The sequence below is a fragment of the Agromyces zhanjiangensis genome (genome assembly GCF_040496055.1).
GTDB lineage: Bacteria > Actinomycetota > Actinomycetes > Actinomycetales > Microbacteriaceae > Agromyces > Agromyces zhanjiangensis.
On the sequence record NZ_JBEPKB010000005.1, the window covers coordinates 234361 to 257622 of the forward strand.

Consider the following 23262-nt stretch of genomic DNA (forward strand, 5'->3'; position numbering starts at 1 on the left):
TCAGGAGAGCGCGACCGCCTTCGCGGCGCGTTCGCCGGACTCGACCGCGCCGTTCAGGAAGCCGTAGTAGTACACGCTGGTGTGCTCGCCGGCGAAGTGGATGTTGCCCTCGGGCACCGCCGCCACGCCGAAGAGCTCGGTGTACTGCCCGGGACGCTGGCACGTGTACGCGCCCTTCGACCACGGGTTGGCCCACCAGAAGTCGCGGTAGGAGCGGCCCGTGTAGGCGGCGGTGACGCCGGGGAAGATCGGTTCGAGCTGAGCGAGGTAGGCATTCACCTGTGCGGCGGGGGCCACGCCGAACGGGTCGCCCTTCCAGGCCTTGACCTGGTCGCCCGATGGGAAGAAGTTGAACACGCCCGCGGGCAGCGGCTGGTCGGCCGTGTCGTCCCAGCCGCACTGGAAGCCCTCCTTGTTCGTGTAGGCGGCACCGCCGTAGCCCTGCTCGACCCAGGGTCGACTCGCGAGCTCGACGTGGATCTTCGAGTTCGCGCCGAGGCCGACCTCCGCGATCGCGCGGCGCTTCAGCGTCGAGAACCCGGACTGCGTCAGGTCGCACTCCCTCAGCGTGGTGAACGGCAGGGCGAGGATGACGCGGTCGGCGACGACGTCGACCGTGGAGTTGCCCGAGCCGAAGCTCAGCCGCACGGTGCCGTCGGAGCGCTGCGCCACCGCGACGAGCTCACGGCCGTACTGCACCGTGCCGGGCGGGAGCTGGTCGATCATGCGCGAGATCAGCAGGTCGTTGCCGCCGCGCACGGTGTACTTCTCGTCGGCGCCGTTGACGGGGGAGAGGCTGTTCTGCGCGTTCCAGCCGAGCAGGTAGACGAGGTTCAGCGCCGACTGCTCGTGCGGTTCGAGCCCGTACTCGGCCATGACGTTCGACTGCATCAGCTTCGCGAACGGGCTCGCGAGCCCGCCCGGGACCTTCTGCTGCAGCCAGTCGTCGACGGTCAGGTGGTCCAGGGCGACGCCCGCGGCGGTCTTCGAGTCGTACGTCTGGCAGTAGGGGGCCGCCGCGAGGTCCGACTTGAAGGCCTGGTACACGTCGCCCCAGTCGTCGTTCGCGTCGTCGTACGGGTAGTCGACGCCGTCGATCCAGTACTTGTCCCCCCAGCCCTGGTAGCTGCCGCCGGCGACGACGTCGAGGCTGAGGCCGAGGTTCGAGGCGAGGTTGCGGGTCGCATTGTGGTCGGTGTTGATGAGCGCGCCGCCGTGCTCGACGACGAAGCCGTTCGAGAAGTGGTCGCGGAGCGACCAGCATCGGCCACCGGGGCGCGTGTTCGCCTCGTAGACGGTCGACGCGATGCCCTTGACGCGCCAGAGCCAGTGCGCGGCGCGGAGTCCGGCGAGACCGGCGCCGACGATCGCCACGCGCGGGGCGCTGGGCTTCGCCGCGTTCGCGGCGTGCGCGGGCGAGGCCATCGCCAGCGCGGCGCCTGCGCCGATCGCCGCGCCGCCGCGGAGCAGCGTCCGTCGTGAGATGCCCGGCGCGGCCTCGGCGGTGCGGCCGAGCACGTCGTCGACGGGGACGCCCGTCCGCTCGGATTCGGCGTGCGCTCGGATGATGCGTCCGATGCGTGCCGAGGTGGGGGTGGTGCCCATGCGTCCTGCCATGATGAGAGCCTCGCGATCCGGTGGAGTGTGGGAAGAGGAGTGCTGCTTAACATGTTGCTTAGTGATATTGAGCAGCAATCCATGAGCGGCGTCAACACCCGCCCCGGCGAGAGGAGCCGTCGACGTGGGCGATGAGGGCGTCGGCGAACAGGTCCGGCGGTACCGCACGGCCAGGCGGATGTCGCAGCGTGCGCTCGGCGCGCAGGCCGGGGTCACGTCCGGCTTCCTGAGCCAGCTCGAGACCGGCCGCGCGAACGCGAGCGTCGCGACGCTCCGCCGGCTCGCGGACGCGCTGGGCGTGTCGCTCGGCGACCTCGTCGCGCCGGGACCGGTGCCGGCCGGCCGGGTCGTCCGCGCCGCGCAGCGGCGCCGGTTCTCCGCGAGCGACGGCATGGTCAAGTGGTTCCTGACCGAGCCGCCGCACGGTCACGTCGAGATGTACGCCGTCACGATCGAGCCGGGCGGGTCGACCGGGTCCCGGCAGTACCGGCACGGCGACTCCGAGGAGGTCATCCTCGTGACGAGCGGGGGCGTCCGCGTGGAGCTCGGCGACGACGCGTACGAGCTCGGCACCGGCGACAGCATCGTGTTCCCGAGCAGCACGCCGCACCGCGTCGCGAACACCGCGAGCGAGGGCGCCGAGCTCGTGTGGGTGAACTCGCCGCCGACGCCGGAGTGATCGCGGCCGGCCGGTCCGCGAGCGCGCTCAGTCGTCGTGGTGCAGGTGATCGCGGTGCTTCTCGGCCTGGTGCGTCGCGGTCGACACGTCGATCGGGCCCGTCACGGAGCGCTCGTCGACCCAGCACTCGATGCCGGAGACATCCGGAAGCCGGTCGCGCGTGAACACCGGGTCGCGGCCCTGTCGTCGCTGGTGGGTGTAGTCGCGGAGCAGCCGGAACGCGATGCCGGAGAGCAGGGCGATGGCGATGAGGTTCACGAGCGCCATGAGGCCCATCACCCCGTCGGCGGTGTTCCAGACGAGGTCGGATGCCGCCACCGAGCCGACGAAGATCGCGACGACGACGAGCGAACGGTAGGTCGTGAGCAGCCACGGCTTGGGTGAGATGAACTCGATGTTCGACTCGCCGTAGTAGTAGTTGCCGAGGATCGAGCTGAACGCGAGCAGGAAGACGACGATCGTGAGCAGGATGCTCGCCCATGGCCCGAGGTTCGCCACCATGGCGTCCTGCGTGAGCCCGATGCCCCGCTCGGCGTTCGCGAGGTCGGGGTTCGACACGAGGATGATGAACGCGGTGATCGTGCAGACCAGGAAGGTGTCGAAGTAGACGCCGAGGGTCTGCACGAGGCCCTGCTTCACCGGGTGCGTGACGGCCGCGCTCGCGCCGGCGTTCGGCGCCGAGCCGAGGCCGGCCTCGTTCGAGAACATGCCGCGCTTGACGCCCGTGAGGATGATCGTGCCGAGCGTCGCGCCGACGACCTCGTTGAACCCGAACGCCTCGGTGAAGATCGAGGCGAACACCTCGGGCAGCCGGGTGATGTTCATCGCCACGATGACGAGCCCGACGAGCAGGTAGATGAGCGCCATGAGCGGCACGACCGCCTGCGTGACGTGCGCGATGCGGCGGACGCCGCCGAAGACGACGAGACCGGTGAGCACGGCCAGCGTCGCGCCCGCGACCCACGCGATCCAGGCCGCGCCGCCCTCCGGCGCGACCGCGCCCGTCAGCGAGGCGCTGATCGTGTTCGCCTGCAGCGACGAGAACGCGAACGGGAAGCAGACGATGAGGATCACCGCGAAGAGGATGCCGGCCCAGCGCGCCTTCAGGCCTCGCTCGATGTAGTACGCGGGTCCGCCGCGGAAGCCGTCCTTGTCGCGCACCTTGAAGAGCTGGCCGAGGCTGGACTCGACGAACGCGGAGGCGCCGCCGATGAAGGCCATGAGCCACATCCAGAAGATCGCGCCCGGCCCGCCGATCGCGATCGCGGTGCCGACGCCGGCGATGTTGCCCACGCCGACGCGCGACGCCGCGGAGATCGTGAACGCCTGGAACGCGGACACCGACTGCGGCTCGCCCGACTCGTCGCGCGGTGTCTTGTCGGTGAGGGTCCGGAACATCTCGGGGATGAGGCGGAACTGCACGACGCCGGATCGCACCGTGAAGTAGAGGCCGAGCAGCACCACGACGGGCAGCACGATCCAGGTCCAGAGCGTGTCGCCCGCGGCGAGCACGAGGTCGTTGAGCGCGTCCATCCGGCAAGCATGGCAGGCGAGGCGAGCGGACCTCGGGAACCCGGCTGGATCGGCGTGATCGTCCGTGCGGTCGAACCGTGCCGCCCGGGCCGACGGAGTCCCCGGCATCCGCTACGCTTGAGTGTTCCGCCCGAGAGGGGGAGGCGGACCGAGAGCTGAATAGAGGAGGCCGTAATGGACATCGACCTCGGCGTGCTCCGCATGATGGAGCGCGAGAAGGAGATCCCGTTCGACGAACTGGTGCAGATCATCGAGCAGGCGATCCTGATGGCCTACCTCAAGCACACCAACCCCGGCCAGCACGGCCACGCGAACCCCAAGGGCGCACGCGCGCACCTCGACCGGAAGACCGGGCACGTGTCGGTCTTCGTGCCCGAGCACGACGAGGAGGGGAACGTCATCGGCGAGGCCGAGGACTCCCCGAGCGACTTCGGCCGCATCGCCGCGTTCGCCGCGAAGCAGGTCATCAACCAGCGCCTGCGCGACATCGCCGACGACGCCGTGCTCGGCGAGTTCCGCGGCCGCGAGGGCGACATCGTCGCCGGCGTCATCCAGCAGGGTCCGAACCCGCGCATGGTGCACATCGACCTCGGCACCGTCGAGGCGATCCTGCCGCCCGAGGAGCAGGTGCCCGGCGAGGAGTACCCGCACGGCCAGCGCATTCGCGTCTACGTGACCAGCGTCTCGAAGGGGGCGAAGGGCCCGTCGATCACGGTCTCGCGCACCCACCCCGCGCTCGTCCGCAAGCTCTTCGCGCTCGAGGTGCCCGAGATCGCCTCCGGGGTCGTCGAGATCGTCTCGCTCGCCCGCGAGGCCGGCCACCGCACGAAGATCGCCGTCCGCGCCAACCAGCCCGGCGTGAACGCCAAGGGAGCCTGCATCGGCGAGCTCGGGCAGCGCGTGCGCGCGGTCACGGCCGAGCTCGGCAGCGAGAAGATCGACATCGTCGACTGGAACGAGGACCTCGCGACCTTCGTCGCGTCGGCGCTGTCGCCGGCGAAGGTGACGAGCTCGTACGTCATCGACGAGGGCACCCGCGCGGTGCGCGCGCTCGTCCCCGACTACCAGCTCTCGCTCGCCATCGGCAAGGAGGGCCAGAACGCCCGCCTCGCGGCGAAGCTCACCGGCGCGAAGATCGACATCCAGCCGGACTCGATCCTCGACCAGGCGTGAGGCTCGCCGGCCGCCCCGGCGGCGGTCGGAGGACGCCCAGCGTGGAGGTGTAGGATGGAACCCGTCAGAACGTGCATCGGATGCCGTTCGCGCGCCCCGCGGTCCTCGCTTCTGAGGATCGTCGCCCAGCACACCAGAGTCCTCGCCGATACGTCGGCGGTGCTCCCCGGGCGCGGCGCGTGGCTGCATCCGACGCTCGAGTGCTTCCGACTCGCCCAGCGACGGCGCGCCTTCGGGCGCGCGCTTCGCGTGAGCGGCGAGCTGGACACTTCCGATGTAGAGAACAGGCTGAACGGCTAATGGACAACTCATGAGCGGCTCGAAATGAGACCCGTCCGCCATTGATGGTCCGCCCCTGTCCCGGGGTCGGACCCGGAACAGGAGAGAAGTGGCTGCCAAACCACGCGTACACGAGATCGCCAGCGAGCTCGGCGTCGACAGCAAGGTCGCGCTCGAGAAGCTGAAGGAGATGGGCGAATACGTCAAGGGCCCGTCGTCCTCGATCGAACCCCCCGTCGCACGTCGCCTCCGGGCCGCCCTCGAGGGCGCCGGCGCGGCGAGCAAGCCGGCACCGGCACCCAAGCCGGCCGCCGCGGCGAAGCCCGGCCCCAAGCCGGCGCCGAAGCCCGCGGCCGCGCCGTCGACCGACGCTCCCATGAGCGTCGCCGAGCGCCAGGCCGAGGCCGAGAAGAAGGCCGCGGCCGCCGCGGCTGAGAAGAAGGCCGCCCCCGCGGCATCCGCCGAGCCCGCGGCGCCGGCCGCGCCGCGCCCCGGCGCCGCGCCGAAGCCCGGTGCCCCGAAGCCGGCGGCCGACGTGGCACGCCCCGGCGCGCCGAAGCCCGGCCAGAGCGCACCGCGACCGGGCGGTCCCCGCCCCGGAGCGCCGCGCCCCGGCAACAACCCGTACTCGAGCTCTCAGGGCATGGGCCAGCGCCCGAGCCAGCCGCGCCCGGGCAACAACCCGTTCTCGAGCTCGCAGGGCATGGGCCAGCGCCCGACCCCGGGCAACATCCCGCGGCCGCAGCCCCCGCGTCCCGGTTCGCCCCGTCCCGGTGCTCCGCGTCCGGGCGGTGGCGGCGGCGGTCGTCCCGGCGGCTTCCAGCGCCCCGGCGGCGGTGGCGGCGGCCCGCGTCCCGGCGGCGGCGCCGGCGGCGGCTTCCGCCCGGGCGGTGCGCCCGGCGGCGGCTTCGGCGGCCCGCGTCCCGGTGGCGGCGGTGGTCGCGGTCGCGGCCCCGGCGGCGGCACGGCCGGCGCGTTCGGTCGCGGTGGCGGCAAGAGCAAGGCGCGCAAGTCCAAGCGGACGAAGCGGCAGGAATTCGAGATGCGGGAGGCCCCGTCGCTCGGCGGCGTGAGCGTCCCGCGCGGCGACGGCAACACCGTCATCCGCCTGCGCCGCGGCGCCTCGATCTCCGACTTCGCCGACAAGATCGACGCGAACCCCGGTTCGCTCGTCACCGTGCTGTTCCACCTCGGTGAGATGGCGACGGCGACGGAGTCGCTCGACGAGGCCACCTTCGAGGTGCTCGGCGCCGAGCTCGGCTACAAGATCCAGGTCGTCTCCCCGGAGGACGAGGACAAGGAGCTCCTCGAGGGCTTCGACATCGACCTCGACGCAGAAGAGGCCGAAGAGTCCGACGAGGACCTCCAGGCGCGTCCGCCGGTCGTGACCGTCATGGGCCACGTCGACCACGGTAAGACGCGACTGCTCGACGCCATCCGCAACGCGAACGTCGTCGCGGGCGAGGCCGGCGGCATCACCCAGCACATCGGTGCGTACCAGGTGCACACCGAGCACGATGGCATCGACCGTGCGATCACCTTCATCGATACCCCGGGCCACGAGGCGTTCACCGCCATGCGTGCCCGCGGTGCCCAGGTGACCGACATCGCGATCCTCGTGGTCGCGGCCGACGACGGCATCATGCCGCAGACGGTCGAGGCCCTGAACCACGCGCAGTCGGCGAACGTGCCGATCGTTGTCGCGGTGAACAAGATCGACAAGCCCGACGCCAACCCGGCCAAGGTTCGCCAGCAGCTCACCGAGTTCGGGCTCGTGGCCGAGGAGTACGGCGGCGACGTCCTGTTCGTCGACGTGTCGGCACGCGAGAACATCGGCATCCAGGAGCTGCTCGACGCGGTGCTCCTCACCGCCGACGCCGGGCTCGACCTGCGCGCGAACCCCGACAAGGACGCGCGAGGCGTGGCCATCGAGGCCAAGCTCGACAAGGGCCGCGGCGCCGTGGCGACCGTGCTCATCCAGTCGGGCACGCTCAAGGTCGGCGATGCGATCGTCGCCGGCACGGCGTACGGCCGCGTCCGCGCGATGAGCGACGAGAACGGCGAGCCCGTGGCCGCCGCGACGCCGTCGCGCCCGGTGCAGGTGCAGGGCCTCTCGAGCGTCCCGCGCGCCGGTGACACCTTCCTCGTCACCGAGGAGGACCGCACCGCCCGCCAGATCGCCGAGAAGCGCGAGGCGGCCGAGCGGAACGCCCAGCTGGCCAAGGCCCGCAAGCGGATCTCGCTCGAGGACTTCACGCGTGCGCTGGAGGAGGGCAAGGTCGAGGCGCTGAACCTCATCATCAAGGGCGACGTGTCCGGTGCCGTCGAGGCGCTCGAGGAGTCGCTGATGAAGATCGAGGTCGACGACTCGGTCCAGCTCCGCATCCTCCACCGCGGCGTGGGTGCCGTCACCGAGAGCGACATCGACCTCGCCACGATCGACAACGCGATCGTGATCGGGTTCAACGTCCGCCCCGACGTGAAGGCGCGCGAGCGCGCCGCCCGCGAGGGCGTCGACGTGCGCTTCTACAACGTCATCTACAACGCGATCGACGACATCGAGAACTCGCTCAAGGGCATGCTCAAGCCCGAGTTCGAAGAGGTGCAGTCGGGTGTGGCCGAGATCCGCGAGGTGTTCCGCTCCTCGAAGTTCGGCAACATCGCCGGTGTCATCGTGCGGTCGGGAACGATCACGCGAAACGCCAAGGCACGCGTCATCCGCGACGGCGTCGTGGTCGGCGACAACCTCGCGATCGAGTCGCTCCGCCGGTTCAAGGACGACGTCACCGAGGTCCGCACGGACTTCGAGGCGGGCATCGGCCTCGGCAAGTACAACGACATCCAGGTCGGCGACGAGATCGAGACCGTCGAGATGCGCGAGAAGCCGCGGGTCTAGGCCCTCGGTGCGGGGCCCCGTTCGTCGACACGACGAGCGGGGCCCCGACCCCTCCACCAGAACCGAAGGGACCGCACCGGGCGGCGCCGCAGCCGCGGCATCCGGGGCGGAACGGAAAGGCAGGCCATCATGGCCGATCCGCAGCGGGCCAGGAAACTGGCCGACCGCATCAAGGAGATCGTGGCGCGTCGCCTCGACAAGGGCCTCCGCGACCCGCGCCTCGGGTTCGTGACGATCACCGACGTCCGCGTGACCGGCGACCTCCAGCACGCGAGCATCTTCTACACCGTCTACGGCACCGAGGAGGAGCGCCGCGACTCGGCGCTCGCGCTGAAGGCCGCGACCGGGATGCTCCGGAGCGAGGTCGGGCGCAACATCACGGCCCGGCTGACCCCGACGCTCGAGTTCATCGCCGATGCGATCCCCGAGAACGCGCAGCACATCGAGGAGCTGCTCCGCGAGGCGCGCGACCGCGACGCCGAGACCACGGCGCTCGCCGCCGGCGCGCAGTACGCCGGCGACGCCGACCCGTACGTCACGTCGCGCGAGGCGGTCGACGAGCTCGACGACGAGTCGACTCGCTGATCCGCCCGGGTCTCGGCGGCTCGGGACGTCAGTGGCCCAGCGCCGCCAGGATGCCGCGACGCAGCCATTCGCGGTAGCCGTCGTCGCCCAGGCCCAGGTCGTCGTGCACGCGTCGGTACGAGTCGGTCGAGCCGACCGCGAGGATCGTCGCGACACGTTCGCGACGGTCCCGGTCGCCGAGGACCCAGCCGCGTTCCTCGCCGAGCGCCACTACCGCGTCGGCGGATCGGATGATGCTCGCGATCATGGCGTCGTGCCGCGCCCGGAGTTCGGGGTCGACGAGCGATTCGGCGGCCAGCACGGCCCAGAGCGAGGCGACCCTCGCATTCAACGACACCATCGCCCCGGCGAGCAGTGACGCGAACGCCTCGGCGTCGACCTGCCGGAGGATGTCCGCACCGAGGTCGAACTCGAACACGAGGTGCTCTCCCTCCCGGCCGAAGGACGTGACTTCGACCGCCGCCTGCAGCAGGGCCGACTTCGGGCCGTTGACGTTGACGGTGTCCGTCGAGACGCCGGCCCGCGCGGCGATGTCGGACATCCGGGTCCCGGAGTAGCCGCGTTCGCGGAAGGAATCCGCGGCGGCGTCGATGACGCGACGGCGCGTGCCGGCCGCGCGCTCGGCGCGGCTCCGATTGTCGTACCGTCTCGGCATATTGACCCTATCGTCGAACGGGTGAATAATAGCATCGGCCCGACCTACCGCATGGAGGCGCGCGATGTCCTCGATCCTGTTGTGTGCGATGCCCTTGGACGGACACGTCCGCCCGATGCTCGAGGTCGGGCGCGTGCTCGTCGGTGACGGCCACTCCGTCCGGTTCCTCACCGGCGGGGCGTATTCCGACGCGGTCGCCGCGGTCGGAGCCGAACACGTCCCCCTGGCCGCGGCATCCGACATCACCCCGGCCATGCTCGACGCCGGACGGCAACGCGACGGCGAGCGGTTGAGTGGGATCCGCGCCGCGATCGACAACACCCACCGCAACTTCATCGCGACGCTGCCGGGATGGATCGACGCGATCCGCGCCGAGATCGACGGCGGCATCGACCTGATCCTCGCCGAGGCCACCGTGTTCGCACTCGGGGCGGTGTGCGGGCTCCCGCGCGAGGACCGGCCGCCGGTGATCGCGTGCGGGGCCTTCCCGGTCGTGCTGCTCAGCCGGGATGCCGCACCGCCGATGCTCGGCCTGCCGCCGCGCAGCGATGCGATCGGGCGGATCCGCAACCGCGTGCTGAACGCCGTCGTGACCCGCGTGGTCTTCCGGGGCCTCCAGCGCGACGCCGACGCGGTCGCGATGGATCGCACCGGCCGGAGGCTGCCGGCGTTCCTCACCGAGTGGCCGCGCGTCGCCGACCGGTACCTGCAGTTCTCCGTCCCGTCGTTCGAGTACCCGAGGAGCGATGCGCCCGACACCCTCCGATTCATCGGTCCGCTCGCGTCGCCGAAGGCGGGCGAGCGCCTTCCGTCGTGGTGGTCCGACCTCCGGGCCGCCGAGGTCGTGGTCTACGTCAGCCAGGGCACGCTCGCCAATCGCGACTTCGACGAGCTCATCCGTCCGACCATCGGGGCCTTCGCGGATCGGCCCGACGTCCTCGTCGTCGTGACGACGGGGGGCCGTCCGGTGTCCGACCTCGGTCCGGTCCCGTCGAACGTCCGTGTCGCCCGCATGCTCGACGACGACCGCCTGATGCCGCTCGTCGACGTCTTCGTCACGAACGGCGGGTACGGCGGGCTCAACCACGCGCTCGCGCACGGGGTCCCGATCGTGGCGGCCGGCGACACCGAGGAGAAGGTCGAGACCTGCGCACGGGTCGAGTGGTCCGGCGTCGGCCTGGATCTCCGAACGGGGACGCCGCGGAGCGGCGACATCGAAGACGCCGTGCGTCGCGTCCTCGACGACCCGCGTCACCGACGAGCGGCGGAGCGCATCCGGGACGACATCAGCGAGGCGCCGCGGGAGCGGGGGCTGCTCGAGGCGGTGGGGGCCGTCCTGGCACCCGCGTGACCGGGGCCGCTCACGGGTCGGTCGCGCTCCGACCGAGCAGCACGTCGCGCGCCTCGGCCATCCGCGCCCGGAGCGCGGCGATGAACGCGACCGCCGTCGGCTGGCGCAGCGCCTCGGGGCGGCACACGAGCCAGTAGGGCAGGCGCTCCTCGATCTCGTCCGGGAAGAGCCGGACGAGGTCGTCGTGCGGATCCGCGAGGAACGCCGGAAGCAGTCCGAAGCCGGCGCCCGCGCGTGTCGCATCGACGTGCACGTACACGTTGGTGCTCGAGACGGCATCGACCATCCCGCGCGTCGAGCGGCGCGCCGCGTCGAGGGCGTCGACCTGCAGCATCGACTCGATGAAGTACACGAGCGGCCGGCCGGTGAGGTCCTCGACCGACTCCGGCATGCCGTGACGGTCGAGCAGGCTTCGGCTCGAGTACAGGCCCAGCACGTAGTCGCCGAGGTGGATCGCCTCGGCGCGATGCACGTGCGGGCGGCCGACGACGACCTCCAGGTCGACGCCGACGCGCTGCTGGGCGGCGCGCCTGGTCGCGGCGACGATCTCGAGCGAGACGCCGGGATGCCGCGCGCGCAGCGCCGCCATCGCGGGCGACGCGATGAATCCGCTGAAGCCGTCGGTCGCCGAGAGCCGCACGACCCCGGCCAGGGTCGGCTCGGCGGGGGAGAGGCGTCGCATCGCCTGCTCGACGTCCTCCGCGGCGGCGAGCGCGTGCTCTCCGAGCGGCGTGAGCACCCAGCCGGCGGCGCCCCGGACGAGGACCCTGCCGCCGAGCGCCTGCTCGAGCGCGTCGATGCGGCGGGCGATCGTCGTGTGGTTCAGCCCCAAGCGGGCGCCCGCACCCGTGTACCGGCCCTCGCGTGCGACGGCGAGCAGCACGATGAGGTCGTCGGCGCTCGGCGTGCGGCGCGGCGGTGCGAGTGGCATCTGTGCAGTTTCGCACATCGCCGGTGCAATCTTCGCCATTGGTCTGCACAGGCATGCACGCGAAACTCATCCGGTGACGTGAACTGCGTCGCCCCCCACCCGTTCCATGCAAAGGAGCATCGAATGACCCAGGCACCCGCACGGGACGCCGCCGCGACCCGCGACACTTCGGGACTGCGACGTGTCGTCGCCGCGTCGATGGCCGGCACCGTCGTCGAGTGGTACGAGTTCTTCCTCTACGCCTCGGCCGCGACCCTCGTGTTCGGCACGGTCTTCTTCCCGCCGTCCGACGACCCGTACGCCGGCATCATCGCCGCGTTCCTCACCTACGCGGTCGGCTTCATCGCCCGTCCCCTCGGCGGCATCGTCTTCGGACACCTCGGCGACAAGTACGGCCGCAAGACCCTGCTGCAGTTCAGCATCATCCTGATCGGCGTCGCGACCTTCCTCATCGGCTGCCTGCCGACGTACGCGCAGATCGGCCTCGCCGCGCCGGCGCTGCTGGTGCTGCTCCGGTTCCTGCAGGGCTTCGCACTCGGCGGCGAATGGGGCGGCGCCGTCCTCCTCGTGGCCGAGCACAGCCCGTCGGAGCGCCGCGGGTTCTGGGCGAGCTGGCCGCAGGCGGCCGTGCCCGTCGGCAACCTGCTCGCGACCCTCGTGCTCTTCGTGCTGAGCTCGACGCTCTCCGACGAGGCCTTCCTCGGCTGGGGCTGGCGGGTCGCGTTCTGGCTCTCCGCGGTGATCGTCCTCATCGGCTGGTACATCCGCACCAAGGTGACCGACGCGCCGATCTTCCTCGAGATGCAGGCCGAGCGCGAGGCCGCCAAGGCGACGAGCTACGGCGTGCTCGAGGTCATCAAGCGCTACCCCCGTGGCGTCGTCACCGCGATGGGCCTGCGCGTCGCGGAGAACATCCTCTACTACGTCGTCGTCACGTTCTCGATCGTCTACCTCACCCAGGTCGTCAAGGAGGGCACCGCGAACACGCTGCTCATCCTGGTCGCCGCGCACGTCGTGCACTTCGCGGCGATCCCGATCGCGGGCAACCTCTCCGACCGATTCGGCCGGCGGCCCGTGTACGCGGCCGGCGCGGTCCTCGGCGCGACGTGGGCGTTCTTCGCCTTCCCGCTCATGAACACGGGCAACCCGATCATCATCTGGGCCGCGATCGCGCTCGGCCTGGTCTTCCATGCCCTCATGTACGCGGCGCAGCCCGCGATCATGGCGGAGATGTTCCCGACCCGCATGCGGTACTCGGGCGTCTCGCTCGGCTACCAGGTCACCTCGATCTTCGCCGGGTCGCTCGCGCCGATCATCGCCACGAGCCTGCTCGGCCAGTTCGGCTCGAGCGTGCCGATCGCGATCTACGTCGCGATCGCGTGCGCGATCACGCTCGTCGCGGTCGCCGCGGCACGCGAGACCCGCGGGCTCGACCTCCGGGAGATCGACGCCGCCGACCGGGCGCGCACGGAGTCGACCGGGACGGTCGGCTGAGCGGCCGGGCACCGGCGCAGCACAGCACGACGGATGCCCCGGGGCCGACGCCCCGGGGCATCCGCTCGCCGCTCGCCGACTGTGCCCCGGACGGGAGGACCCGCGACCCTGTCGTCGGGGCCTCGGCCGGCGGTACACTTCGGGCGTCGGCGGCGGCCGGGCATCGACCCGGAGCATGCTCGCGGCGTCCCGGCGGGAGGAGAGCGCATGAGTGCCGCACGGCCGGTCATCCTCGTGGTCGCACGGGATCCCGGCGCGCGCACCTCCGTCGTCACCGAACTCGAGCGGCGATACCGCGTCGACTACGAGATCGTGCCCACGCACGACGAGCACGAGGCCGCCGACCGCATCGACGCCCTCGCGGACGAGGGCGGCCTGCTGGCGCTGATCCTCGCCGACCGCGCGGGCGACCTCGACGGACGATCGGTCTTCGCGCACGCTCGGCGACGGTTCCCCGACGTCCGCCGCGGCCGGCTGATCGAGTGGGGCCAGTGGGGCGATGCGGCCGTGCGGGAGGAGATCCTCTCGCTGATGGGCGCCGGCGAGCTGGAGTACTACGTCATCCGCCCGTGGCACTCGCCCGACGAGTACTTCCACCGCACCATCACCGAGTTCCTGCTCGAGTGGGAGCGCTCGATCGGCCTGCGGCCGAGGGAGGTCGCCGTGATCGGGCGCGCGGGGACGCCGCGGACGCACGACCTGCGGAGCCTCCTCGCCCGCGGCGGCATCCCGCACGAGTGGCTGGAGCCGGGATCGGATGCCGCGCGCGAGCGGCTCGCGGCGGTCGGCATCGAGGACGAGGTGCCGGACGTCCCCCTCGTGCTCCTGATGGACGGCAGCGTCCTGCGCGACCCGGGCAACGCCGAGCTCGCGGCCGCCTACGGCCTCACGACGACCCTCGACGGGGAGGCGGACGTCGTCGTCGTCGGCGCCGGGCCCGGCGGCCTCGCCGCGGCGGTGTACGCGGCGTCCGAGGGCCTCGACGTGCTCGTCGTCGAGCGCGAGTCGATCGGCGGGCAGGCGGGCTCGAGCTCGCTCATCCGCAACTACCTCGGCTTCTCGCGGGGCATCTCGGGCTCGGAGCTCGCTCAGCGCGCCTACCAGCAGGCCTGGGTGTTCGGCGCGCGCTTCGCGCACGCGCGCGAAGCCGTCGGGATCGAGCGCGACGGCGATGGCTTCCGAGTGCGCGTGGCACCCGAGGACTGCATCCGCTGCTCGTCGATCGTGCTCGCGACCGGGGTGTCGTACCGTCGCCTCAACGTGGACGAGCTGAAGCCGTTCGAGGGCGCCGGCGTCTACTACGGCGCCTCGGCGATCGAGGCGCAGGGCATGGTCGGACGGCACGTCACGATCGTCGGCGGCGGCAACTCGGCCGGGCAGGCTGCGCTGCACCTGGCGCGGTACGCGGCATCCGTCACGGTCCTCGTGCGCGGCACCGGGCTCGCGGCCAGCATGTCGCAGTACCTCATCGACCAGCTCGACGCGCAGGGCGTCGCCGTGCGCACGCGAGCCCAGGTCGTCGGCGGGGGCGGCGACGGCGTGCTCGACCACATCCGGGTGCGCGATCGCGACACGGGGGACGAGCGCGACGTGGAGTGCGGCGGGCTCTTCGTGCTGATCGGTGCGGCGCCGCGAACCGAGTGGCTGCCGCCCGAGATCCTGCGCGACCGCTGGGGGTACGTGCTCACCGGGCCCGAGGTCGTCGCCGAGGGCGAGCGGGCGAACTGGCCGCTCGAGCGGGAGCCGTTCCCGCACGAGACGAGCGTGCCGGGCGTGTTCGCCGTGGGCGATGCGCGTCGGGGCTCGGTCAAGCGCGTGGCGTCGGCCGTCGGCGAGGGGTCGGTCGTGGTGTCGTCGGTGCACCGGCGAATCGCCGAAGTCGAGACCGGCGCCGTCGAGCCGCCGACGGTCGCGGCGCCCATCGCGGTGCCGCCCCTCGCCGCGCCGCCGGCGACCGCGGCGCCCGCGAAGCCGCACGCCGGCGGGGCCGCGTCCGCCGCCGCGCCGGGCGCGGAGGCGACCGGGCCGTGACCGGCCTGGCGCCCGGCACCGGTCCGACGGCACCGCCGCCGACCGCCGGGCGCATCGCGTGGACGATCCTGCTCCTCGCGATCCCGCTGGCCGGCCTCGCCCTCCTCATCGCCCGGCCGGCGCTCGACCTCGAGTGGGAGCACCAGCCGACGCATTTCTGGCTGGTGCTCGCGGCCGGCGCCATCAACGCCGCCCTCGCCTGGGCGGTCGCCGCTGCGGCGCGGCTGCGCCATGACGCGCGCCTGGTCCTCGTGTCGCTGTCGTTCCTCGCCGCCGCCGGGTTCCTCGCGCTCCATGCGCTCGCGACGCCGGGCGTGCTGCTCTCCGGGAGCAACACGGGGTTCGCCCTCGCGACGCCCGTCGGCCTCACGATCGCCGCGGTGTTCGCGGCGTGGTCGAGCGCCGACCTCGACGGGGCGCACGGGGCGCGCGTGCTGCGCCTGGCGCCCTGGCTCGTGGCCGCGCTCCTCGTGGCGATGCTCCTCTGGGCACTGGCGTCGCTGCTCGAAGCCGGACCGCTCGCCGCATCCCCGCCCGAGCGGATGACCGGCCCGTTCGTCCTGCTCGCGATCGTCGGCCTGGCCTGCTACGCCGTCGCGGTCCTCAGGTACCTCCGCATGCCGCGGCACGCCGCGTCGCCGCTGCCGCTCGCGTTCGCCGCCGCGTTCACCCTCCTCGCCGAGGCCGAGATCGCGGTCGTGTTCGGCCGCAACTGGCACTTGTCGTGGTGGGAGTGGCACGTGCTCATGCTCGCCGCGTTCGTGCTCATCGTGATCGCTGCGCAGCGGTCGTGGCGGGAGGAGCGCTGGTCGGGCCTCTACACGCGCGACACCGCGGCGGGCGAGCGCGAGGTGTCGGTGCTCTTCGCCGACCTCGCGGGCTTCACGAGCTTCTCGGAGGCGCACGACCCGGCCGAGGTCACCGCGACGCTGAACGCGTACTTCACCGATGTGATCCCGCCCCTCGTGGAGCGATTCGGCGGCCGGGTGGACCGGTTGATCGGCGATGCGGTGATGGTCGTGTTCGAGGATGCCGCGCCAGGGTCCTCGCACGCGCGCCGGGCCGCGGGTGCGGCGCTCGCGCTCCAGCAGGCCGCCGTCGCGGTGCAGGCGGAGCATCCGGACTGGCCGCGGTTCCGGGTCGGGGTGAACTCGGGCGTGGCGAATGTCGGCATCCTCGGCACGGGCGGCGGGCGCACCTACACCGTCATCGGCGATGCCGTGAACGTCGCCTCCCGGCTCGAGGGGTCCGCACCGGTGGGCGGGGTGGCGATCGGCGCGGAGACCGCTCGGCGGCTCGGCGGGGCGGCCGTGCTGCGGCCGCTCGGCGCACTCGCCGTGAAGGGGCGACGGGCGCCCGTCGAGGCGTTCGAGCTGCTCGGGCTCGACGAGGCGTAGCGGGCGCGGATCCGCGCCGCGGCGGTCGCGCGCCGGGTCAGGCCTCGGGCAGCGCGAGGCCACCGTCGACGCGCGCCGCCAGGCCGTCGGCGACGAGCCCGTCGACGGCGCGCGCGAGCCGGTCCGGGTCCGCGACGGCGCGGGCGAGCTCGTCCTGCCGGACCGGACGGTGGGCGGCGCGCAGCTCGCGCATGACGAGCCCCCGCGCCTCGCGGTCGCTGCCTTCGAACCTCGCCGGTCGAGCGCGGCGCGGGCCGTCGTAGGCGGGGTAGCCGGCCGCGCGCCACGCACAGCGCCCGGCGATCGGGCAGTCGTCGCATCGCGGCGACCTGGCGGTGCACACCGTCGCGCCGAGCTCCATGGCGCCGGCGTTGAACGCGCGCGCGGCGTCGGCCTCGTCCGGGAGGAGGGCGGACATCGCGTCGAGGTCGCGTTTCGTGGCCGGCGGACCGGCCTCGGCGGCTCCGTCGACCGCGCGGGCGATCACGCGCCGCGTGTTCGTGTCGACCACGGGGTGCCGATCGCCGAAGGCGAACGCCGCGATCGCGCGCGCCGTGTACGGCCCGATGCCCTGCAGGGCCTGGAGCGCGTCGAGGTCCCTCGGCACGTCGCCGCCGTGGCGCTCCACGATCTCCGTGGCGGCGCGGTGCAGCCACAGCGCCCGTCGCGGGTAGCCGAGGCGGTCCCACATGCGCACGGCCTCCGACGGCGGCGCGGCGGCGAGGTCCGCGGGCGTCGGCCACTGCCGCATCCACTCCTCCCAGCGCGGCTGCACGCGCGCGACCTGGGTCTGCTGCAGCATGAACTCGCTGACGAGCACCGCCCACGGCGAGATGTCCGCGGCCCGCCACGGCAGCGGTCGCGCGGCGTCGGAGAACCACCGGTTCACCGCCTCGGCGATCGCGGGGTCCGGCGCGGCGTCCGCGGCTCGGGGGAGGGTCGGCATCCGTCCAGCGTAGGCGGCTCGTCGGTCGACGCGGCCGCGGCGGGCCACGTACGCTCGGAGCATGCGCCTGGTCACCACGCCCCGGGTGGCGTTCCTCCGCGAGGTCGCCGACGAGTTGCTCGCTCGCACGGGCCGCGGGCGGGTGATCGTCGCGATCGACGGGCCGCTCCGCAGCGGCAAGACCGAGCTCGGCGACGACCTCGCCGACGTGCTGCGCGAGCGCGACCTGGCGGTCTTCAGGGCGAGCGTGGAGGACTTCCACCGCTCGCGGGAGGCGCAGGCCGAGTACGGGCCCGACACGCCCGAGCGGTACTGGCGCTACGGCATCGACGAGTCCCTGCTGCAGCGCACGCTCGTCGAGCCGTTCCTGATGGCCGGGTCGACGGCGTTCGTCACGCGCGGCTTCGACCTCGCGCGCGACGCCTGGGTCGAGCCGAAGTGGCGCACCGGTCCCGCCGACGCGATCCTCGTGCTCGACGGGCGGTTCCTGCTGCGTGAGCGACTCCGCGACGAGTGGGACGTGGCCCTCGCGGTCGACGGCGAGCCGACCGATCCGGCGGACCGCCTCGCCTACGCGTCGAGCGACCCGAGGGCGGTGGCGTCCATCGTCATCGACCTCGCCGACCCGGCGCGTCCGCGCCGCGGTGCGGCGGCAGGCGGCGCTGACGAGGACGGCCCGGCGGACGAGGCGTGGGCTGAGGCGGCCGGCGCGCGGCCCGACTCCGACTGACGGGGGCGCCGGTCAGTCCCCCGTCGACGGGGGCGCGGATGCCTCGGCGTCCTCCGGCTCGGACGGCGACCCGTCGGTGGAGGACGCGGACCGCTCGGGGTCGGAGGTCGACGCCCGACTCCGCCGCACGACGAGCCGCCCGACGAGCCCGACCGCCGCGACCGCGACCGCGACGACGAGTGGCGGCACGACGACCTCGGGCAGCGTCGAGGCCGACCGGAACACGTCCGCGGCGTAGTCGATCATCTCGTCGGGGCGGCGGGCGAGCACGCGGCTCCCGGCGGCGCTCGAGACCGCCGTGATCAGCGCCGGGCCGATCCAGAGCGCCGCGAGCGCGACGACGGCCGCGATGACGCGTCCGACGGTGCCGATACCGCCCCAGGCGATGGCGGCGCCGACGAGCACGGCGGGGAGCCAGCGCAGCGCGAGCAGCACGGGTTCGGCGGTCGGCCCGCCGAGCGCGGGGTCGGGCAGGAGCAGGCCGCCGAGCCAGGACGACGCCAGCACCGCGGCGACGGCCAGCCCGATGACGGCGCCCGCCCGCGGCGCCGACGCGACGAGGAGCATCACGGCCACGCCGATGAGGTTCGCGAGCACCGCGACGGCCACGAGCGCCGCGAGGTACAGGTCGGACTCGAACCGGTCCTCGAGGCCCTCGCGGACGACCACGGCGGTCTGCACGATCGCCGAGACCTGCACCGACAGCAGCCCGACCAGCGTCCACGCGACGCCGGAACGGCGCCGGAGCTCGCTCGTCGCACGCGCGACGATGCCGGCGATCGCGGCGCCGACGACGAGCAGCGCGGCGATCCGCGCGAGGAAGTACTGGCTGAAGGGCAGCAGCACCAGTGGGTAGTCGTCGGGGAGGGTCTCCGTCGCCCACAGGTTCTGCAGCGGCAGGCGCATCCCCCCGACGAGCCAGGGGAGCAGGCCCACGGCCGCGGCCGCGGCGCCGATGAGCAGGCACATCCACCAGCGGAGTGGACGGGGCCGGGTGACGGTCGCGTCGCCGGCTTCCGGCTCGAGGGTCTCCGGTCCGGTCTCGCGGGGTCGGGTGGCGGTGTCGTCGGGTTCCACGTCGGCTCGCTCCGGTCGGTCGTTCCGGCCGGTCGATCCGGTCGGATGCAGGGGAACCCTAACCGCGACGAGGGCTGCTTCCGCTCAGTCCGCGCCGACCGCGTCCAGGACCGCGACGACCCGCTCGTCCGGCAGCGGCGCGCCCGATCGCTCCACCTCGTGCACGAGCGTCGTGAGCGCGAGGTTGACGGGGGCGTCGATCCCGGCGGTCCGCGCCTCGCGGACGACCGCGCCGTTCAGGAAGTCCACCTCGGTCGGCTGGCCGCGCCGGAGGCTCTGCTGCGTCGAGCCGAGATTCGGCACCGACCCCATGCGGACCCGCATCGACCACGGCAGCACCTGGGCGAGCCCGAGCGGGAGCCGGGCGAACGCGCGCAGGCGACCGTCGCCGAGGCCCTGCAGCGAACCGAAGCGGATGCCGCGGGCGACGCCCACGCGCACGCACTCGCGCATCGATGCCGCGACCACGCGCCGGAGCGCCCGGTCGTCGACGACCTCCTGCACGCTCCGGCCGACGATCGCGGGGACCGCGTTCAGCATGTTGACGACGAGCTTCGTCCACTGCGCGCCGCGGAAGTTCGACACCGCGACGATCGGCACCGCCTCGGAGAGCAGCGCCGCGACGCGCCGCACCTCCTCGTCGGGCGCGCCATCGCCCCGGCCGAGGTAGCTGGCCGCGGTCGTCGTCACCCGCACCGCCCCTGGCTCGGTGTAATTCGCGGCGATGATCGAGAGCATGCCCATGCACGACGACCGGGGGAGGAGCCGCTCCGCGGTCGCGACGCCGTCGAGGCCGTTCTGGACGACCACCACCGGGACCCCGTCGATCGCCGCGCCGTTCGCGGTGATGGCCGCCGCGGCATCCTGCGCCTTCGTGCACACGAGCACGAGGTCCGGCCGCGCGGTCAGGCGCTCCGCGGCCGCCGGGTGCACGTGCGCGTCGCCGTACCCGCCCGACAGCCGGATGCCGTCCCGCCGGATCGCCTCGAGGCCCGCACCGCGAGCCGTGACCTCCACGTCGTGCCCTGCGCGCGCGAGCAGCGCGGCGAACGTGCCGCCGAGCGCGCCCGCGCCGATGATGCCGATCCTCACCGGTCCAGCGTAGGGCGAGCGCCCGGCGGGGGTGGCCGGCGCTGTTAGCCTGTACCGCGTGAACAGCGGCATCCTCCTCGTCGACAAGCCGCAGGGGATGACCAGCCACGACGTCGTCGCCCGGGTTCGGCGGCTGGCCGGCACCCGCAAGGTCGGGCACGCGGGCACGCTCGACCCGATGGCCACCGGGCTCCTCCTGCTCGGCATCGAGGGCTCGACGAGGCTCCTCCACCACCTGGTCGGGCTCGACAAGGAGTACCTCGCGACGGTGCGCTTGGGCTGGGCGACGACGACCGACGACGCCGAGGGCGAGGCCCTGGCCGCGGCCTCCGCGGAGGCCGTCGCCGCGATCGCCCCCACGGCCGTCGAGTCCGGCATGGCCGAGCTCACCGGCACGATCGAGCAGGTGCCGAGCGCGGTCAGCGCCGTCAAGGTCGACGGCAAGCGCGCCTACCAGCGCGTTCGCGACGGCGAGGCGGTCGAGCTGGCGCCGCGCACCGTGACCGTGTCGGCGTTCGAACTGCTCGACGCCCGCGCGGGCGACGGATGGCTCGACCTCGACGTCCGGGTCGAGTGCTCCTCCGGCACCTACGTGCGCGCGCTCGCGCGCGACCTCGGTGCGGCGCTCGGCGTCGGCGGCCACCTCACCTCGCTCCGGCGCACGCGCATCGGACGCTTCGACGTCGCCGAGGCCGGTGCGCTCGACGGCATCGACGTCGCCGCCGCGCGACTGTCGCCCGCTGATGCGACGCGACGCGTGCTGCCCGTGGTCGACGTCGACGTCGACGCGGTGCGCGACCTGCGCCACGGCAAGCGCATCGACGCGCCGGACCCGGCCCGGGAGCTCGCGGGCGGCACGCCGATCGCCGCCGTCGGGCCCGGCGACGTGCTCGTCGCGATCGTCGAGCGCCGCGGGCCGCAGCTCAAGGTCGTCACCGGATTCCCCGCCGAGGAGGGCGCATGATCGAGTGGTTCGCGTACGCCCAGGTCGGCGTCGCCGTCGTCGCCGGCCTGGTGTGCATCGTGCTCGGACTCGCCGGCCGCGTGCCGAACGACCTCGTCCTCGGGTCGCTCGCGCTCATCGAGCTGCTGCTCATCGGCCAGGTCGTCGTCGCGCTCGTCGCGCCGGCCGTCGGCAACCCGCCCACGGGGAGCCTGCTCGAGTTCTGGGTCTACCTCGTCAGCGCCGTGCTGCTTCCGCCCGCCGCGGCGCTCTGGGCGCTCATCGACCGCGGCCGCTGGGCGACCGTGGTGTGCGGCGTCGCCGCGCTCGCCGTCGCGGTCATGGTCTACCGGATGCTCCAGATCTGGACGGTGCAGCAGGCGTGAGGCTCGGTCTGGGAGAATCGAACGACATGAACGAGACATCCACCGCCCCTGCCGGCGCACGTCGCCGCGGGCGGCTCAGCGGCATCGGCCGGGTGCTCGTCGCCGTCTACGGCGTGCTCGCGCTCGCGGCGACCGGGCGCTCCCTGGTGCAGATCGTCGAGAGGTTCGACGAGGCTCCCGTGGCCTACGCGCTCTCGGCACTCGCCGCCGTCGTGTACGTCCTCGCGACCGTCGCGCTCGTGCTGCCCGGTCGCACCTGGTACCGCATCGCATGGGCCACGATCGTGTTCGAGTTCACGGGCGTGATCGTCGTCGGCCTGCTCAGCATCCTGCGACCCGATCTCTTCCCGCACGACACGGTGTGGTCGTGGTTCGGCCGCGGGTACCTGTTCGTCCCGCTCGTGCTGCCGCCGCTCGGCATGTGGTGGCTGGCGCGCCATCCGGTGCACGACAACCCCGCCGAGGCCCGCGCCGACGCGTCGCGGGCATCCGTCGACGGCGAGGGGCGCCGGTGAGGACGTTCGCGGGGATCGAGTCCGTCCCCGCCCACTACGGCCCGTCCGCCGTCACGATCGGCAAGTTCGACGGCGTGCACCAGGGGCACCGGGCGGTCATCGCGAAGCTCCGCGAGATCGCCGGGTCGCGGCACCTCGAAGCCGTCGCGATCACGTTCGACCGCCACCCCGCGGCCTTCCACGCACCCGACCGGTGCCCGCCGCAGCTGGTGAGCACCCGCCAGAAGCTCGAGCTGCTCGCCACGACCGGCCTCGATGCGACGGTGCTGCTCCACTACGACGGAGCGCTCGCGTCGAACACCGCCGAGGCGTTCGTCCGGCGGTTCCTCGTGGATGCGCTCGACGCGAAGGTGCTGCTCGTCGGGCACGACTTCCGGTACGGCGCCGGCAACGAGGGCGACGTCGCGATGCTCCGCCGGCAGGGCGAGGAGCACGGATTCGAGGTCGTCGTCGTCGAGGACGTGGTTCCCGAGGGCGGGCGCCGCGTGTCGTCCACCTGGATCCGTGAGCTCCTCGAGGCGGGCGAGGTCGAGCACGCCGCCGAGCTGCTCGGCCACGTGCCGACGGTCAGCGGCATCGTCGTGCACGGCTTCAAGCGCGGTCGCGAGCTCGGCTACCCGACGGCGAACCTCGCGCTCGACTCCGAGGGGTTCGTCCCCGGCGACGGAGTGTACGCGGGCTGGCTCATCGACGGCGGCGTGCGGTACCCGGCGGCGATCTCGGTCGGCGACAACCCGACGTTCGAGGGCGTGCCGAAGAAGCAGGTCGAGGCGTACGTGCTCGACCGCGACCTCGACCTCTACGACCACGTGGTCGGCGTCGAGTTCGCCCACCGCATCCGCGGCATGGAGAAGTTCGACGGCATCGACGCGCTCATCCTGCAGATGGGCCGCGACGTCGATCGGGCGCGCGAGCTCGTCGGCTGAGCCGGGGGCGGGAGGCGACCGGCGCG

The 23262-nt window shown here is 72.9% G+C and carries 21 protein-coding genes; 14 read left to right on the plus strand and 7 right to left on the minus strand.

The annotated features are described in order from the left end of the window. A complete protein-coding gene (locus tag ABME02_RS11910) occupies nucleotides 1-1617 on the minus strand; it encodes a flavin monoamine oxidase family protein (RefSeq protein WP_353815550.1) in 1617 nt (538 codons plus the stop codon). 124 nt (nucleotides 1618-1741) lie between these two features. On the opposite strand from ABME02_RS11910, the gene ABME02_RS11915 reads away from it, so the two are divergent. After that, nucleotides 1742-2296, plus strand: a complete 555-nt coding sequence (locus ABME02_RS11915; protein WP_353815551.1) for a helix-turn-helix domain-containing protein — start codon at nucleotides 1742-1744, stop codon at nucleotides 2294-2296. A gap of 27 nt (nucleotides 2297-2323) precedes the next feature. On the opposite strand, the gene ABME02_RS11920 is transcribed toward ABME02_RS11915, so the two are convergent. Further along, nucleotides 2324-3829, minus strand: a complete 1506-nt coding sequence (locus ABME02_RS11920) for an alanine/glycine:cation symporter family protein (RefSeq protein WP_353815552.1) — start codon at nucleotides 3827-3829, stop codon at nucleotides 2324-2326. A gap of 174 nt (nucleotides 3830-4003) precedes the next feature. On the opposite strand from ABME02_RS11920, the gene nusA reads away from it, so the two are divergent. From nusA to rbfA, 4 genes are all read left to right on the plus strand, one after another. After that, nucleotides 4004-5002 carry a transcription termination factor NusA gene (nusA, locus tag ABME02_RS11925; RefSeq protein WP_353815554.1) on the plus strand — a complete coding sequence of 333 codons (999 nt, stop codon included), beginning with the start codon at nucleotides 4004-4006 and terminating at the stop codon, nucleotides 5000-5002. A 54-nt stretch (nucleotides 5003-5056) separates the two neighbouring features. Further along, a complete protein-coding gene (locus ABME02_RS11930; protein ID WP_353815555.1) occupies nucleotides 5057-5302 on the plus strand; it encodes a YlxR family protein in 246 nt (81 codons plus the stop codon). A gap of 88 nt (nucleotides 5303-5390) precedes the next feature. Next, entirely contained in the window at nucleotides 5391-8177 is a 2787-nt protein-coding gene (infB, locus tag ABME02_RS11935; RefSeq protein ID WP_353815556.1) for a translation initiation factor IF-2, read from the plus strand. A gap of 129 nt (nucleotides 8178-8306) precedes the next feature. Further along, complete coding sequence (gene rbfA / locus ABME02_RS11940; RefSeq protein WP_353815557.1) at nucleotides 8307-8762, plus strand: 30S ribosome-binding factor RbfA; 456 nt, start codon at nucleotides 8307-8309, stop codon at nucleotides 8760-8762. Nucleotides 8763-8790: 28 nt separating this feature from the next. Here the strand turns inward: rbfA and ABME02_RS11945 are convergent, their stop codons facing one another. Beyond that, the gene (locus ABME02_RS11945; RefSeq protein WP_353815558.1) at nucleotides 8791-9417 is read right to left on the minus strand and encodes a TetR/AcrR family transcriptional regulator; all 627 of its coding nucleotides are present in this window, start codon (nucleotides 9415-9417) and stop codon (nucleotides 8791-8793) included. 64 nt (nucleotides 9418-9481) lie between these two features. Between ABME02_RS11945 and ABME02_RS11950 the strand changes: the two genes are divergently transcribed. After that, entirely contained in the window at nucleotides 9482-10768 is a 1287-nt protein-coding gene (locus ABME02_RS11950; protein WP_353815559.1) for a nucleotide disphospho-sugar-binding domain-containing protein, read from the plus strand. Between the two features lie 10 nt (nucleotides 10769-10778). Here the strand turns inward: ABME02_RS11950 and ABME02_RS11955 are convergent, their stop codons facing one another. Then, entirely contained in the window at nucleotides 10779-11699 is a 921-nt protein-coding gene (locus ABME02_RS11955; RefSeq protein ID WP_353815560.1) for a LysR family transcriptional regulator, read from the minus strand. Between the two features lie 123 nt (nucleotides 11700-11822). On the opposite strand from ABME02_RS11955, the gene ABME02_RS11960 reads away from it, so the two are divergent. The 3 genes from ABME02_RS11960 to ABME02_RS11970 all read left to right on the plus strand — a co-directional run bounded on the left by ABME02_RS11960 (nucleotide 11823) and on the right by ABME02_RS11970 (nucleotide 16621). Continuing rightward, nucleotides 11823-13193 carry an MFS transporter gene (locus tag ABME02_RS11960; protein ID WP_353815561.1) on the plus strand — a complete coding sequence of 457 codons (1371 nt, stop codon included), beginning with the start codon at nucleotides 11823-11825 and terminating at the stop codon, nucleotides 13191-13193. A 207-nt stretch (nucleotides 13194-13400) separates the two neighbouring features. Continuing rightward, a complete protein-coding gene (locus tag ABME02_RS11965) occupies nucleotides 13401-15224 on the plus strand; it encodes an NAD(P)/FAD-dependent oxidoreductase (protein ID WP_353815562.1) in 1824 nt (607 codons plus the stop codon). After that, nucleotides 15221-16621: an adenylate/guanylate cyclase domain-containing protein gene (locus ABME02_RS11970; RefSeq protein ID WP_353815563.1), complete on the plus strand. Its 1401-nt coding sequence runs from the start codon at nucleotides 15221-15223 to the stop codon at nucleotides 16619-16621. Before ABME02_RS11965 ends, ABME02_RS11970 begins: the two co-directional genes overlap by 4 nt. Nucleotides 16622-16658: 37 nt before the next feature. On the opposite strand, the gene ABME02_RS11975 is transcribed toward ABME02_RS11970, so the two are convergent. Next, a complete protein-coding gene (locus tag ABME02_RS11975; protein ID WP_353815564.1) occupies nucleotides 16659-17567 on the minus strand; it encodes an HhH-GPD family protein in 909 nt (302 codons plus the stop codon). Between the two features lie 61 nt (nucleotides 17568-17628). Here ABME02_RS11975 and ABME02_RS11980 point away from each other — a divergent pair, with 61 nt between their 5' ends. Further along, nucleotides 17629-18297 carry a nucleoside/nucleotide kinase family protein gene (locus ABME02_RS11980; RefSeq protein WP_353815565.1) on the plus strand — a complete coding sequence of 223 codons (669 nt, stop codon included), beginning with the start codon at nucleotides 17629-17631 and terminating at the stop codon, nucleotides 18295-18297. Nucleotides 18298-18309: 12 nt separating this feature from the next. On the opposite strand, the gene ABME02_RS11985 is transcribed toward ABME02_RS11980, so the two are convergent. Together ABME02_RS11985 and ABME02_RS11990 are read right to left on the minus strand one after the other, a co-directional pair. Further along, nucleotides 18310-19374 carry a hypothetical protein gene (locus ABME02_RS11985; RefSeq protein WP_353815566.1) on the minus strand — a complete coding sequence of 355 codons (1065 nt, stop codon included), beginning with the start codon at nucleotides 19372-19374 and terminating at the stop codon, nucleotides 18310-18312. An 84-nt stretch (nucleotides 19375-19458) separates the two neighbouring features. After that, nucleotides 19459-20466 (minus strand): ketopantoate reductase family protein, encoded by a 1008-nt coding sequence (locus ABME02_RS11990; RefSeq protein WP_353815567.1) that lies wholly within the window; start codon nucleotides 20464-20466, stop codon nucleotides 19459-19461. A gap of 49 nt (nucleotides 20467-20515) precedes the next feature. Here ABME02_RS11990 and truB point away from each other — a divergent pair, with 49 nt between their 5' ends. From truB to ABME02_RS12010, 4 genes are read left to right on the plus strand one after another with little or no spacing between them, the layout of a single operon-like run. Continuing rightward, entirely contained in the window at nucleotides 20516-21430 is a 915-nt protein-coding gene (truB, locus tag ABME02_RS11995; RefSeq protein ID WP_353815606.1) for a tRNA pseudouridine(55) synthase TruB, read from the plus strand. Further along, nucleotides 21427-21795: a hypothetical protein gene (locus ABME02_RS12000; protein ID WP_353815568.1), complete on the plus strand. Its 369-nt coding sequence runs from the start codon at nucleotides 21427-21429 to the stop codon at nucleotides 21793-21795. Before truB ends, ABME02_RS12000 begins: the two co-directional genes overlap by 4 nt. A gap of 26 nt (nucleotides 21796-21821) precedes the next feature. After that, a complete protein-coding gene (locus tag ABME02_RS12005) occupies nucleotides 21822-22310 on the plus strand; it encodes a hypothetical protein (RefSeq protein WP_353815569.1) in 489 nt (162 codons plus the stop codon). Further along, nucleotides 22307-23236: a bifunctional riboflavin kinase/FAD synthetase gene (locus tag ABME02_RS12010; RefSeq protein ID WP_353815570.1), complete on the plus strand. Its 930-nt coding sequence runs from the start codon at nucleotides 22307-22309 to the stop codon at nucleotides 23234-23236. Before ABME02_RS12005 ends, ABME02_RS12010 begins: the two co-directional genes overlap by 4 nt. Nucleotides 23237-23262: the final 26 nt, after the last annotated feature.